The sequence below is a fragment of the Ruegeria sp. SCP11 genome (genome assembly GCF_040329455.1).
Lineage (GTDB): Bacteria > Pseudomonadota > Alphaproteobacteria > Rhodobacterales > Rhodobacteraceae > Ruegeria > Ruegeria atlantica_E.
Map to the genome: position 1 here is coordinate 245,722 of NZ_JBDZYG010000005.1, position 12,496 is coordinate 258,217.

Consider the following 12,496-nt stretch of genomic DNA (forward strand, 5'->3'; position numbering starts at 1 on the left):
AGAGCATCTTTCCCCGGAGGAAAAAATGTCCGAATGGCTGGAAAACCACCTTCCCAAGGTGGTGCTGGCACCGTCGTTCATCGCCGTGTTGATCTTTGTCTACGGTTTTATCGGATGGACCGCATGGGTGTCGCTAACCCGATCGAAACTACTGCCGAAATACGAGATCAAGGGCTTCATCCAATATGAACGCCTGTTCGACTCCCCTCGCTGGGATACGGCAATCAACAACCTGTACATCTTTGGCGCGCTGTTCATCGTGATCGCGATGGTGCTGGGCCTGTTGCTAGCCATCCTGCTGGATCAGAAGATCCGCGTCGAAGGGGCAATCCGCACCATCTACCTGTACCCGATGGCGCTGTCGATGATCGTGACCGGCACCGCGTGGAAGTGGATTTTGAACCCGGGTCTGGGTATCGAGTCCATGGTGCAGGGATGGGGCTTTCCGAATTTCAAATTCGACTGGCTGGTGAACCCCGATTACGCCATCTACACCATCGTGATGGCCGCGATCTGGCAAAGCTCGGGCTTCGTCATGGCGCTGTTCCTGGCTGGGCTGCGTTCGGTGGATGGAGAGATCATCAAGGCCGCGCAGGTCGATGGTATCCCCACATGGCGCATCTATACGGCAATCATCATCCCCTCGATGGCCCCGATCTTCCTGTCCGCCTTCATCGTGCTGGCGCACCTTGCAATCAAGAGCTTTGACCTTGTCATCGCCCTGACAGGTGGCGGTCCGGGCTATGCGACCGACCTGCCGGCAACCTACATGTACGCAATGGCCTTTTCACGCGGCGATATCGGTCAGGCGGCGTCCTCCGCGATGATCATGATGCTGGTCGTCTTTGCCATCGTGGTTCCTTACCTTTACTCAGAGCTGAGGGCTAAAAATGACTGATCTGTCGATGCCCCATACCGAAACCCGCACCCAAAGCGCCACGGGCAAGATTGCCCTGCGTTGGTTGCTCTATGTCCTGCTGAGCCTGTTCGCGCTGTACTACCTGATGCCGCTTTTTGTGATGTTGACTACATCTCTGAAAAGCCTCGAGGAAATCCGAACCGGCAGTCTGATTTCCCTGCCTCGTGAAGTCAGCTTCGATGCCTGGAAAACCGCGTGGTCCGGGGCCTGTACCGGTATCCAGTGTGAAGGCCTGCGGCCCTATTTCTGGAACTCGGTCCTGATTGCGGTGCCTGCGGTGGCGATCTCGACCCTGCTGGGCGCGCTGAATGGCTATGTCGTGGCTCAATGGCGGTTCAAAGGGGCGAACATCATCTTCTCGCTGATGCTGTTTGGCTGCTTCATTCCGTTTCAGGTGGTTCTGCTGCCAATGGCGCGTCTGCTGGGCATGATGGGGATCGCCGGGACCATTCCGGGCCTGATCTTTGTCCATGTGATCTACGGGCTGGGTTTCACCACGCTCTTCTTCCGCAACTACTATGTCACCATTCCGTCCGAACTGACCAAGGCCGCCCGCGTTGACGGGGCCGGGTTCCTGCGGATCTTCTGGTCGATCTTCCTGCCGCTGTCGCTGCCCATCATCGTGGTGACCGTGATCTGGCAGTTCACGCAGATCTGGAACGACTTCCTGTTCGGTGTGTCGTTCAGCCAAGCGGGCACGCAGCCCGTGACCGTGGCGCTCAACAACATCGTAAACTCCACCACCGGCGTCAAAGAATACAACGTCGACATGGCCGCCGCGATCATCGCGGGGCTGCCGACGCTGCTCGTCTATGTCGTTGCCGGTAAGTATTTCATCCGCGGCCTGACCGCTGGCTCTGTGAAGGGATAAGACCCATGGCTCCCATCCTTGATATAAACAACCTTTATAAGAACTACGGTGCGACCGAGATTCTGAAGGACATCAACATCTCGATCGATCCGGGCGACTTCCTGGTGCTGGTCGGCCCTTCGGGTTGCGGTAAATCCACCCTGCTGAACTGTATTGCAGGGCTTGAGGAGATCACCGGCGGTACCCTGTCCATCGGCGGCAACGACATGACTCATGTCAGCCCCAAGGACCGCGACATCGCGATGGTGTTCCAGTCCTATGCGCTTTACCCGACCATGACGGTGGCAAAGAACATCACCTTCGGGATGAAGGTCCGCGGGGTCGATCAGGCCACACAGGACGCCAAGCTTAAGGAGGTCGCCTCGCTGCTGCAGATCGAGCCTTTGCTGAACCGCCGCCCCAGCCAATTGTCGGGCGGTCAGCGTCAGCGTGTGGCGATGGGTCGGGCGTTGGTGCGCGACCCCAAGCTGTTCCTGTTTGATGAGCCTTTGTCCAACCTCGACGCAAAGCTGCGGGTCGAGATGCGGACCGAGATCAAAAAGCTGCACCAGACGCTGGATGCGTCCATCGTTTACGTAACCCACGACCAGATCGAGGCGATGACGCTGGCGACCAAAATTGTCGTTCTGAAAGGTGGTGTCGTGCAGCAAATCGGCACCCCGGCTGAGATCTACAACAATCCGGCTAACCTGTTCGTGGCCGATTTCATGGGATCGCCGGCTATGAACCTGATCCCGGCGCAAGCCACCAAGAACGGGTCCGGGACGCAGATCGCCATCGCCCGCGAAACCGGCGAGACACTGGTTCTGAACGACGCGCGCGACCTGTCATTGCCGCAGGACGTGATCCTTGGACTGCGCCCCGAAGACATCGCCGAGGCCGGGTTCCGGGCAGGTGATGGCGTACAAGAAGCCCCCTGCATGGTCGACATGGTCGAGCCAGCCGGGGCTGACACTTACGTCGTGTCAGAACTGGGGGGAAAGCAGGTCACTGCGCGTCTGCACGCGGAAACCACCGCACAGGCAGGCAAGATGCTGAACCTCGCGTTCGACATGAGCAAGGTGTCCTACTTCGCCAAGGAAACCGGCGAGCGCCTGAACTGAAAAAAAAAGCGCCGCGCGATTGGCTTTGCGCGGCGCTTTTTCAACCTATGAACCAGATCAGCTGACTTTGTTCCGGTTCATGTCCTTGATCAGACGGTTCAGGTCCCCGCCCCGGGCATCCAGCATCGCGCCAATCTCGGTCCGTTCGGTCAACAACATATTCACCCCTTCGATGAACATGTTGAAGAACTTGTCGCTGCCCGATTTGTCCGAAACCAGGAAGGTCACTTCGAACGGCGACGAGCCCTGCAGCTTGACCGAGGTGCGCACCTCGTAACCTGCCTTGATCTTGCGGGCGTTGCGCACGGTGACCTGACCGCCAATGAATTCACGGAAACGACGCCCGTATTTGTTCGAGATATAGCCCTGAAATGCCTTAGTGAACTGTTTGATCTGCGACGGGCTGGCCGAGCGGCCATCGGCACCCAGCACATAACGCGCCATGATCGGCACATCGGCATACCGCACAAAGATTTTCTCGAAGTCGCGGATCATGGCTTTTTCGGATTTGCCCGAAGCAATCACGCGGTTGATATCGTCGACAACACTGACAACGAGAGCTTTGGCGCTGGCCTCGGTTTGGGCAAATGCGGGCAGGGCGGTCAGCATGGCGCCGGCCAGTCCAGTTGCGATAAAACTACGTCGATTTAAATTTTTATTCGGCATAGGGGTCCTCGTAGGGGTCTATGTAGGGGTCCATGACAGGGTCGGTCCCGGTTTCGGCATAGGGGTCATCATACAGACCCAAATAGGCGTCCTCATCATCCCGTGCCAGTTCGAAGCGGCGGTTTTGGATGTAAATTGTTTGAGCCTGCCTGTAACTGTCGGCACTTTCATAGAGAATTGAGTCGACCGTGTCCGAGAACCGCCCCCGGTCGCCCATCCGGCGCACGATCTCGGCATAGACGCCGATATTGTCGACCGGCCGGACCGGGCTGAAATTGATCGGGTTAGAGAACAGGTTGACGATTACACCAATCGAATCCCGCTGCGTTGAGGGGCCATAGAAAGGGAGCTCGACATAGGCGCCCTCGCCGACGCCCCAGACGTGCAGGGTTTCGCCGAAATCGGTATCCACCGGCGGCAGGTTCAGCTCGGCAGCGGGATCAGACAGGCCTGCGCCACCCACCGTGGTGTTGACCACAAAGCGCAGCAACGCATTGCCAGATTGCTTGATATTGCCTTGCAGCAGGTAATCCAGCGCTTGCCCAGGCATCGTCAGGTTTTCGGCGAAATGGTTGAAGCTGGTCACCATCGGATCAGGCACGATTTTCACGTAGCCTTTCGAGGCCGGGCGGAACAGGAACCTGTCCACGCCGAGATTGAATTTGTGAATGCCCCGGTTGGTGTTTTCGTAGGGGTCAAACACTTCACTCGGAGGCGTGCCCTCGGGTGGTCGCGTGGCGCAGGCGCTCAAGACTGTCATCAGGGACAGAACGATCAGATGTTTCAGGCGGGGTCTGCTCAACACGGTCTTTGCCACTCCAAACCATTCGGGATCGTCTGCCCGAACTATCAATCAATACTGCCTATGGCCACATAGCGCGGCCCAATCCGAGTTCACATATACGTTTCAAAACCAAAACGAAACAGATAGCGTTTAACCCGCCCGACAGGCCGAGGTAAAGCGGCACGGGTCCAACCGTTCGGAATAAGAAGAGTTACGCGCACCTTTCAGGCACGTCCATCCCTGTTTTCGTACTTTCCGAACCTGCCTTTCCCGGTTAGCTTCGCCGCGACTCAAAGATTTGGAGGAAACCTCATGAGCATCGCAGCGAAACTGGAAAGCCTGGGCGTCACTCTGCCGGACGCGCCCGCGCCCGCGGCCAACTATGTCCCCTTCGTGCGCGTGGGAAACATCGTTTATGTATCAGGCCAGATTTCCAAGGCAGATGATCTGATCACCGGTAAGCTGGGTGATGACATGGAGATCGAGGCTGGTGCTGAGGCCGCAAAGGTCTGCGCCATCAACCTGCTGGCGCAGGTCAAGGCGGCCTGTGACGGGGACATCAACAAGCTGGTGAAGGTGATCAAGCTAACCGGTTTCGTGAACTCGACCGCAGATTTCACCGCGCAGCCACAGGTGATTAATGGTGCGTCGGATTTCCTGGTCGAGGCGCTGGGCGATGCAGGCCGTCATTCCCGTTCCGCCGTTAGCGCCGCGGCGCTGCCGTTGGGCGTAGCCGTCGAAATCGAAGGCATTTTCGAGGTCCAATGACCCCGTCTTTACCGTCCGTATTCCTGCAGGCTCCGATCGCGCATCGAGCGCTGCATGACAAGACCGATAACCGCCCGGAAAACAGCCGGGCGGCAATCCGTGCCGCCATCGAGGCCGGTTACGGGATTGAAATTGATCTACAGCTGACTTCGGACAACCAGGCAATGGTGTTCCATGACTATGACATGACCCGCCTGACCGGGCAGTCTGGTCCAATCCAGCAGATTTCGGCATCGCAGGCTCAGGCCACCCCTTTGCTGCATGCCGATGACGGCATACCGACGCTGGACGAAGTGCTTGAGATGGTGGGCGGTAAAGTGCCCTTGCTGATCGAGTTCAAGGACCAGGATGGTGCAATGGGCACCAATGTCGGACGGCTTGAGGCCGATGCCGTGCGCGCGTTGCGGGGTTATGACGGCCCGGTGGCGCTGATGTCTTTCAACCCCAACAGCGTTGCTGAGTTGGCCCGTCTTGCTCCGCATCTGCCGCGCGGCATTGTGACGTGCTCATTTCAGCCCAAGGTCGAATTGTTGCCGCAGAAGGTCTGCGATCACCTGCGCGACATTCCCGATTTCGAAAGGGTTGGTGCCAGTTTCATCAGCCATGAGGTCGCCGATCTGTCCCGGCCCCGCGTGGCTGAACTGAAAGCGCGCGGTGTGCCGATCTTGTGTTGGACCGTGCGCTCGCCCGAACAAGAGGCAGAGGCCCGCGCTGTTGCCGACAATGTGACCTTCGAAGGGTATTTGGCCCAGCACCCGGGTTGAACCCTGCCCCCACCGTCACAGATAAAGATCAGACGCGGAGGGTACATGGATCAGGCGCAAATTGAAGTACAGGTTCTGGGGTCGCTCTCGCAGATATCTGCGGCGGAGTGGGACGCTTGTGCCTGCCCCGAAGCCGCTGACAGGGGGCGTCCGCTTGATCCCTTTACCACTCATCGGTTCCTTCTGGCGTTGGAAAACAGTGACTCAGTCGGGCCGGGGACTGGCTGGCAACCGCAATACCTAACCACCTATCTGGATGGGATGCTGATCGCGGCGGCGCCGATGTATGCCAAGTCGCACAGCCAGGGCGAGTATATTTTCGACCACAACTGGGCCCATGCCTATGAAAACGCGGGCGGGCGGTATTATCCCAAGTTGCAGATTGCGGTACCCTTCACACCCGCCACCGGACGGCGCTTTCTGGTCCGACCGGGGTATGAGGCGCTTGGCATGTCGGCCTTGGTACAGGGGGCGGTACAATTGGCAGCGGACAATCGGGTGTCATCGCTACACGCCACCTTCTGCACCGAGGATGAGGCGCTGGCAGGCGAACAGATGGGTTTGTTGGTTCGCCAATCGCAGCAATTTCACTGGCTGAATGACGATTATGCTGATTTTGATGGGTTTCTGGCCGCGTTGTCTTCGCGCAAACGCAAGAATATCCGCAAGGAACGCGGCCAGGCCTGCGGTTTTGGCGGTGAAATCCGCACTTTGACCGGTGGTGACCTGCGTCCTGAGCATTGGGATGCGTTTTGGCGGTTTTATCAGGACACCGGCGCGCGGAAATGGGGTTCGCCTTATCTGACGCGGCAATTCTTTGATATCGCACAGGAAACCCTGGCTGATGATATGGCGCTGGTGCTGGCGGAACGGGATGGGTATGCCATCGCCGGGGCGCTGAATTTCATCGGGCGCGAAACGCTTTATGGCCGCTACTGGGGCTGTGTCGAGCATCACGCATGCCTGCATTTCGAATTGTGTTATTATAGGGCAATCGACTTTGCCATTGCGGAAGGTCTGGCTCGGGTTGAAGCTGGCGCGCAGGGCGAACACAAGTTGGCACGTGGTTATCTGCCGATGCGCACACACAGCTTGCACTGGGTCGCCGATCCCGGTTTTGCCGATGCGATCAAGAAATATCTGGACGCCGAGGCCCACGCAGTGGGACAAGAGATTGAGATTCTGACGGAATATGGCCCGTTCAGGAAATCGAACCCGGAGGAACAGCAATGACCGAACTATTGTCGCCCGAGACCCGCGGACCGCTTCTGGACCCGCTGTTCAAGAACGGCTGGACTATGGTTGAAGACCGGGATGCGATCACCAAAACCTTTATTTTCGAGGATTTCGTTCATGCCTTCGGCTGGATGACCCAAGTGGCGATCTTTGCCGAAAAATGGAATCACCACCCCGAATGGTCCAACGTTTACCGCACGGTCAAGGTCACGCTGGCCACCCATGATGTTGGTGGGGTGTCTGCGTTGGACGCCAAGCTTGCACGCAAGATGGACAGCCTCTGCTAACGGTTGCCTGAACCAACGCCGCCCGCAAGGGACGCGGCGATGCCCATCTGTTCAAATTCGGAAGGGGTCACACTGCCGCTGCTGACGTCGATATCACGTGGAATGCCGGTTGTCCGATTGCCGACCTGACGGACGCTGCGCGCGGCGGGGTTAATGTCCAGACAGCGATTGTTGTAGCAGGTCAGTCCGGACGTGTTGATCTGAATGCGTGCCTGCCCGTCCGGACCGGTTACCACCGGTGCTTGCGGCACATCACAGGCCGCAAGTAGTGTAAGTGCTCCGAAACTGATCCATTTGTACATGGCTCGTCCAAGTTTTTAATCTAGCTGACCATTTCCATCCTGATCCGCCGTGTTGAAATCATCGTTCATCTGTTCGTCGTATTCCGCCCTTGAAATAAAGTTATCATTGTCGCGGTCAACGTCCTGGAACTGTTTTATGTCTAGGAATGGCTTGGCCTCATCCAATCCCAGCGTACCGTTCTTGTCCTCGTCCATCTCCTGAAAGGCGTAATCGGAAAAGGCGTTGAACTCATCACGGGAAAGGAACCCGTCATTGTTGCTGTCGATGGCTTTCAGCTCATTTTCGTGCAGTTCGCCCACAGTTTCGGCCGAGGCCGCACCCGCCACCAGAATAATCGCTGCTATCAATATTCCACGTGTCATCCCAGCTCTCCTCAACATGCGAATCTGTTGCCTTCAACGGCTCCGGCGGCTGCACCAGCCCCAGTCAGGATGGCTTTGCCGGACCCGCCGCCGAACTGGTTGCCGATGGCACCGCCAATCAGTGCCCCGCCCAAAGTGCCACTGAGGCAGGCAATCTCATGTTGGCGTGCCGCTTGTTGTTGTGGCGTGGGGGCTGGACCGCAGGCGGCGAGCGCCCCCGCTGTGCCCAGCACTAGCGTGAAAATTTTCAATTTCATCAATGAACTCCCGGATAGTATGTCACAACTATTGGCTGATCAGGGTAGTGCATCAAGTTAATTAGTACTCACGGCCCCGAGGTGCCCCGGGGGCCACGCGTAAAATCAGATTACGGCCAGCAAGCCCTCACCCTTTGAAATTTCACACGAACCTGGGTTTTCTTCCAGATTAAGCGTGATCACCTTGCCGTCTTCAACCAACATCGCATAGCGCTTTGATCGTGCAAACAGCCCAACGGGCGGGGCGTCGAAATCCATGCCGATGGCCTTGGTGAACTCTGATGCGGCATCCGACAGCATCGAAAGGCCAGCATTCGTCGCCCCTGTGGTCTCACCCCAAGCGTTCATTACAAACGGGTCATTGACCGAGATGCAGATGATTTCGTCCACGCCTTTAGTGTCGAACTGATCCTTGGTTTGGATAAAACTCGGCACATGCGTGTTTGTACAGGTGCCGGTAAACGCGCCGGGAACAGCGAAGATGACTACTTTGCGGCCCATTGTCTTGTCTGAAAGCCGCACCTCTTCTGGGCCGTCTGCACTCAATTGCAGCAATGTGGCTTCGGGCAGTGTGTCACCTGTTGAAATCATTTTTAAGCTCCTGTCGTTTGGATTTGCAGAGTCGGGCTTAGCCGCAATATAGGTGGTCGAGTGGATGAGACCACGGGAATTCGACAGGGTGGGAGGAACATGAGCCATATTGTCGTGATCGGTGCGGGGCAGGCGGGGTCTTCGCTTGTTGCCAGACTGCGCAAAGACGGGTTTGAGGGGGATATCACACTTATTGGGGCCGAACCGCATCTGCCCTATCAGCGCCCGCCTTTGTCTAAGGCTTATCTGCTGGGGGAGATGGAGCTGGAACGTCTGTTCCTGCGGCCCGAGAGCTTTTATGCCGAGAACAATATCGCCCTGCGATTGGGTCAGCGTGTCACCGCAATTGACCCGCAGGCCAAAACCGTCACCGTGGGTGATCAGGTAATTTCCTACGACGAGCTTGCGCTGACCACCGGATCCGACCCGCGTCGTTTGCCTGCTGCGATTGGAGGCGATCTGGAGGGTGTGCACGTGGTTCGCGATCTGGCCCACATCGACGAGATGGAACCCAGAGTGAAAGACGGCGCGCGCGCGCTCATCGTGGGCGGCGGCTATATCGGCCTTGAGGCTGCGGCGGTTTGTGCCAAGCGCGGGGTCAAGGTGACTCTGGTCGAGATGGCGGATCGTATCCTGCAACGTGTCGCCGCGCCTGAAACCAGCGATTACTTCCGTGCGCTGCACACAGAATACGGCGCGGATATCCGCGAAGGTGTTGGACTGGACCATCTGGTTGGTGACAACGGCAAGGTTGACGGAGCGGTCCTGACCGATGGCACCGAGTTGGACGTGGATTTCGTTGTCGTTGGCGTGGGCATCGTTCCCTCAACGCAACTGGCCGAGATGGCGGGGCTGGAGCTGGAAAACGGCATCAAGACCGACGCGCACGGCCGTACATCCGATCCGTCGATATGGGCGGCGGGTGATTGCGCATCTTTCCCGCATGCTGGTACTCGGATCCGTCTGGAGAGTGTTCCGAACGCAATTGACCAGGCCGAGATCGTGGCGCAGAACATGCTCGGCGCGGCCAAGGATTACGTGGCAACGCCGTGGTTCTGGTCGGACCAGTACGACGTCAAATTACAGATCGCGGGGCTGAACACCGGCTATGACCGCGTCGTAACCCGTCAGGGCGATGGGCAGACGGTGTCTTTCTGGTACTACAAGGGCGATAAGTTGATCGCTGTCGACGCGATGAATGACCCACGCGCCTACATGGTCGGCAAACGCCTCATCGAAATGGGCAAATCCGCTGATCCGGCTGTGGTTGCCGACGCGGGCGCGGATCTGAAACCGCTTCTCAAGGCGTGAGGATCATCGCCGGAGAGTTCCGGGGCCGGGCATTGGCCTCGGTCGGCAAAGGGGATGCGGGCGCACATCTGCGCCCCACCACCGATCGGGTGCGTGAAAGCCTGTTCAATGTTCTCAGCCATCAGATCGACTTTGACGCGTTGCGCGTGCTGGACCTGTTCGCAGGTACAGGCGCGCTGGGGCTTGAGGCCCTGTCGCGCGGCGCGGCACATGTGACTTTCGTGGATGACGGACGTGTAGCGCAGGGTCTGATCCGCAAGAATATCGAGCTAACTCGCAGTGCCGACCGCACCGAACTGATCCGCCGGGATGCCACACGGCTGGGTGATAACTCCGGAACGCCGTACGATCTGATCTTTCTGGACCCGCCTTACGGAAAGTCCATGGGCCATAAGGCCATCGCGGCCCTGTCACAGGGCTGGATCGCCGAAGATGCGCTGATCGTGTGGGAGGAAAACACCCCGATGCAACCGCCTGAGGGGTTTACACTGCAGGACAGCCGCAAATACGGCGACACGCATATCACCCTGATGTGGAGCGGGGCCTCGGATGCATGATCTGGTCATTTTCGATTGCGACGGCGTTCTGGTGGACAGTGAACCGCTGTCTAATCAAGTGATGGTCGCAAACTTTGCTCGACACGGGTTGTCTTTGACGGCGGACGAGTGCCACAGGGTTTTTACCGGCAAGACCATGCCGGAAGTTCAGGATATTGCGCGCGGTCTGGGGGCTGATCTGCCCAAAAACTGGATCGAGGAATTCGATGCTGAGACCGATGCTCATCTTCGGCAGGGTGTGCCGTTGGTTCCCGGCGTATTGGAATTGCTGACACTTCTGGATGAACGCGGCGTGCCTTTCTGCGTTGCCTCCAATGGCGGGCCCGACAAAATGCGAGTCACACTGGGGCAGAACGGCCTTTGGGACCGTTTCAAGGATGCGATGTTCTCGGCCTATACGTTGGGAGTCGGCAAGCCCGATCCAACGATGTTTCTGACGGCAGCCCGTCACTTTGACGCCACCGCGCCGGTTGTGATCGAAGACAGCGCCAGCGGAGTTACCGCGGCGATCCGAGCCAATATGCGCTGTCTGGCTTATGTGCCCCATGGGGGTGGAGAAAAGCTGGCTGATCTAGGGGCAGAAGTCTTTACAGACATGGCCGAGGTTCCGGTGCTTTTGGGGATTTGACCGGGGCGTGTTAATATCCAGAGCATGGACCGTGCCCTGATCCCTACGCTCTGGACCTTTTCACAGGATAGCGATGCCGCCACCGGGCCGGAGCGCAAGCCGATGCGCGCTCCGATATTCATTCATGACGCAGTCACGCCCTGGGGGCAGGAAACACTGCTGCTGAAACTGCTGCGCGAGCAGGCCGCAGATCAGGACGAATAAGTTGGGTGGAACTTTCCGCCCGGCGAGAGCGTAAATATCTCGACCCCATCAGCTGTCACACCCACTGAATGTTCAAACTGCGCCGACAGCGACTTGTCGCGGGTCACAGCGGTCCAGTCATCGGACAGCGTCTTGGTCTCGGGGCGGCCCAAATTCACCATCGGCTCGATGGTGAAGAACATGCCTTCTTCCAGCTTGGCGCCGGTGCCCGGGCGGCCATAGTGCAACACGTTTGGCGGCGCGTGGAACACACGGCCCAGCCCGTGGCCGCAGAAATCGCGCACAACGCTCATCCGGTGCGCCTCGACATAGGCCTGAATTGCGTGGCCGATATCGCCGAACGTGTTGCCCGGTTTGACCATCTCGATGCCTTTGAACAGGGCGTCGTGGGTCACCTGGATCAGGCGTTCTGCCTTGCGGGGCAGTTTACCGGCCACGAACATGCGCGAAGTATCGCCGAACCAGCCATCTACGATAACCGTCACGTCGATATTCAGGATGTCGCCATCCTTCAGCCGCTTGTCGCCGGGAATGCCGTGGCAGACCACGTGATTTACGCTGATGCAGCTGGCGTGCTGATAGCCCTTGTAACCAATGGTCGCCGAAGTCGCGCCTGCGTCCTCGACCATCTGAGTGATGAGTCCGTCAATCGCGCCGGTGGTCTGGCCGGGAAAGACGTGCTCTGCAATGTCATCCAGAATCCGCGCAGCCAAGGCCCCTGCGGCGTGCATGCCGGCAAAGTCACCCTGTTCATAGATGCGGATGCCATCCTTGGTCAGACGGCCACGATGTTCTTTCATGGATGCAAGGCTCCAAATGTTTCGCGCAGCGCTCCTTTTACGCTGCTTGTGCAGAAAGTACCAGAGGGCGCGCGGTCGCATTGTC

18 protein-coding genes are annotated in these 12,496 nt (G+C 58.1%); 11 read left to right on the top strand and 7 right to left on the bottom strand.

Annotation, left to right across the window (positions count from 1 at the left end; translation table 11 throughout):
• Positions 1-25: 25 nt before the first annotated feature.
• The 3 genes from ABLN94_RS10070 to ABLN94_RS10080 are packed head-to-tail and all read left to right on the top strand — an operon-like array spanning position 26 to position 2,893.
• Positions 26-898, top strand: coding sequence for a carbohydrate ABC transporter permease (locus tag ABLN94_RS10070; protein ID WP_170488259.1), 873 nt, complete (start codon positions 26-28; stop codon positions 896-898).
• Positions 891-1,790, top strand: a complete 900-nt coding sequence (locus tag ABLN94_RS10075) for a carbohydrate ABC transporter permease (RefSeq protein ID WP_352992034.1) — start codon at positions 891-893, stop codon at positions 1,788-1,790. The genes ABLN94_RS10070 and ABLN94_RS10075 overlap by 8 nt, the downstream gene beginning before the upstream one ends.
• Positions 1,791-1,795: 5 nt before the next feature.
• Positions 1,796-2,893 carry an ABC transporter ATP-binding protein gene (locus ABLN94_RS10080; RefSeq protein WP_352992036.1) on the top strand — a complete coding sequence of 366 codons (1,098 nt, stop codon included), beginning with the start codon at positions 1,796-1,798 and terminating at the stop codon, positions 2,891-2,893.
• Positions 2,894-2,950: 57 nt separating this feature from the next.
• On the opposite strand, the gene ABLN94_RS10085 is transcribed toward ABLN94_RS10080, so the two are convergent.
• Positions 2,951-3,559, bottom strand: a complete 609-nt coding sequence (locus ABLN94_RS10085) for an MlaC/ttg2D family ABC transporter substrate-binding protein (protein WP_352992038.1) — start codon at positions 3,557-3,559, stop codon at positions 2,951-2,953.
• A complete protein-coding gene (locus tag ABLN94_RS10090; RefSeq protein WP_352992173.1) occupies positions 3,549-4,319 on the bottom strand; it encodes an MlaA family lipoprotein in 771 nt (256 codons plus the stop codon). Before ABLN94_RS10090 ends, ABLN94_RS10085 begins: the two co-directional genes overlap by 11 nt.
• A gap of 336 nt (positions 4,320-4,655) precedes the next feature.
• Between ABLN94_RS10090 and ABLN94_RS10095 the strand changes: the two genes are divergently transcribed.
• From ABLN94_RS10095 to ABLN94_RS10110, 4 genes are read left to right on the top strand one after another with little or no spacing between them, the layout of a single operon-like run.
• Entirely contained in the window at positions 4,656-5,111 is a 456-nt protein-coding gene (locus ABLN94_RS10095; protein ID WP_352992040.1) for a RidA family protein, read from the top strand.
• A complete protein-coding gene (locus ABLN94_RS10100) occupies positions 5,108-5,875 on the top strand; it encodes a glycerophosphodiester phosphodiesterase family protein (protein WP_352992042.1) in 768 nt (255 codons plus the stop codon). Before ABLN94_RS10095 ends, ABLN94_RS10100 begins: the two co-directional genes overlap by 4 nt.
• Before the next feature lie 45 nt (positions 5,876-5,920).
• Positions 5,921-7,108: a GNAT family N-acetyltransferase gene (locus tag ABLN94_RS10105; protein WP_352992043.1), complete on the top strand. Its 1,188-nt coding sequence runs from the start codon at positions 5,921-5,923 to the stop codon at positions 7,106-7,108.
• Positions 7,105-7,398 (top strand): 4a-hydroxytetrahydrobiopterin dehydratase, encoded by a 294-nt coding sequence (locus tag ABLN94_RS10110; protein WP_352992045.1) that lies wholly within the window; start codon positions 7,105-7,107, stop codon positions 7,396-7,398. Before ABLN94_RS10105 ends, ABLN94_RS10110 begins: the two co-directional genes overlap by 4 nt.
• On the opposite strand, the gene ABLN94_RS10115 is transcribed toward ABLN94_RS10110, so the two are convergent.
• The 4 genes from ABLN94_RS10115 to ABLN94_RS10130 form a co-directional block, all read right to left on the bottom strand.
• On the bottom strand, positions 7,395-7,700 hold the full coding sequence (locus tag ABLN94_RS10115; protein ID WP_352992047.1) for a hypothetical protein: 306 nt from the start codon (positions 7,698-7,700) through the stop codon (positions 7,395-7,397). The two genes, ABLN94_RS10110 and ABLN94_RS10115, sit on opposite strands and share 4 nt — an antisense overlap.
• Before the next feature lie 15 nt (positions 7,701-7,715).
• Complete coding sequence (locus ABLN94_RS10120; RefSeq protein WP_352992049.1) at positions 7,716-8,063, bottom strand: hypothetical protein; 348 nt, start codon at positions 8,061-8,063, stop codon at positions 7,716-7,718.
• Between the two features lie 11 nt (positions 8,064-8,074).
• A complete protein-coding gene (locus ABLN94_RS10125) occupies positions 8,075-8,320 on the bottom strand; it encodes a glycine zipper 2TM domain-containing protein (protein ID WP_352992051.1) in 246 nt (81 codons plus the stop codon).
• A gap of 105 nt (positions 8,321-8,425) precedes the next feature.
• Positions 8,426-8,911, bottom strand: coding sequence for a peroxiredoxin (locus ABLN94_RS10130; RefSeq protein WP_352992053.1), 486 nt, complete (start codon positions 8,909-8,911; stop codon positions 8,426-8,428).
• A gap of 99 nt (positions 8,912-9,010) precedes the next feature.
• Here ABLN94_RS10130 and ABLN94_RS10135 point away from each other — a divergent pair, with 99 nt between their 5' ends.
• The 4 genes from ABLN94_RS10135 to ABLN94_RS10150 are packed head-to-tail and all read left to right on the top strand — an operon-like array spanning position 9,011 to position 11,611.
• Positions 9,011-10,222 carry an NAD(P)/FAD-dependent oxidoreductase gene (locus tag ABLN94_RS10135; RefSeq protein ID WP_352992055.1) on the top strand — a complete coding sequence of 404 codons (1,212 nt, stop codon included), beginning with the start codon at positions 9,011-9,013 and terminating at the stop codon, positions 10,220-10,222.
• On the top strand, positions 10,219-10,779 hold the full coding sequence (rsmD, locus tag ABLN94_RS10140; RefSeq protein WP_352992056.1) for a 16S rRNA (guanine(966)-N(2))-methyltransferase RsmD: 561 nt from the start codon (positions 10,219-10,221) through the stop codon (positions 10,777-10,779). The genes ABLN94_RS10135 and rsmD overlap by 4 nt, the downstream gene beginning before the upstream one ends.
• Positions 10,772-11,407 (top strand): HAD family hydrolase, encoded by a 636-nt coding sequence (locus ABLN94_RS10145; protein ID WP_352992058.1) that lies wholly within the window; start codon positions 10,772-10,774, stop codon positions 11,405-11,407. Before rsmD ends, ABLN94_RS10145 begins: the two co-directional genes overlap by 8 nt.
• A 24-nt stretch (positions 11,408-11,431) precedes the next feature.
• Positions 11,432-11,611, top strand: a complete 180-nt coding sequence (locus ABLN94_RS10150; RefSeq protein ID WP_352992060.1) for a hypothetical protein — start codon at positions 11,432-11,434, stop codon at positions 11,609-11,611.
• On the opposite strand, the gene map is transcribed toward ABLN94_RS10150, so the two are convergent.
• Positions 11,599-12,411: a type I methionyl aminopeptidase gene (map, locus tag ABLN94_RS10155; RefSeq protein ID WP_352992062.1), complete on the bottom strand. Its 813-nt coding sequence runs from the start codon at positions 12,409-12,411 to the stop codon at positions 11,599-11,601. The two genes, ABLN94_RS10150 and map, sit on opposite strands and share 13 nt — an antisense overlap.
• Positions 12,412-12,496: the final 85 nt, after the last annotated feature.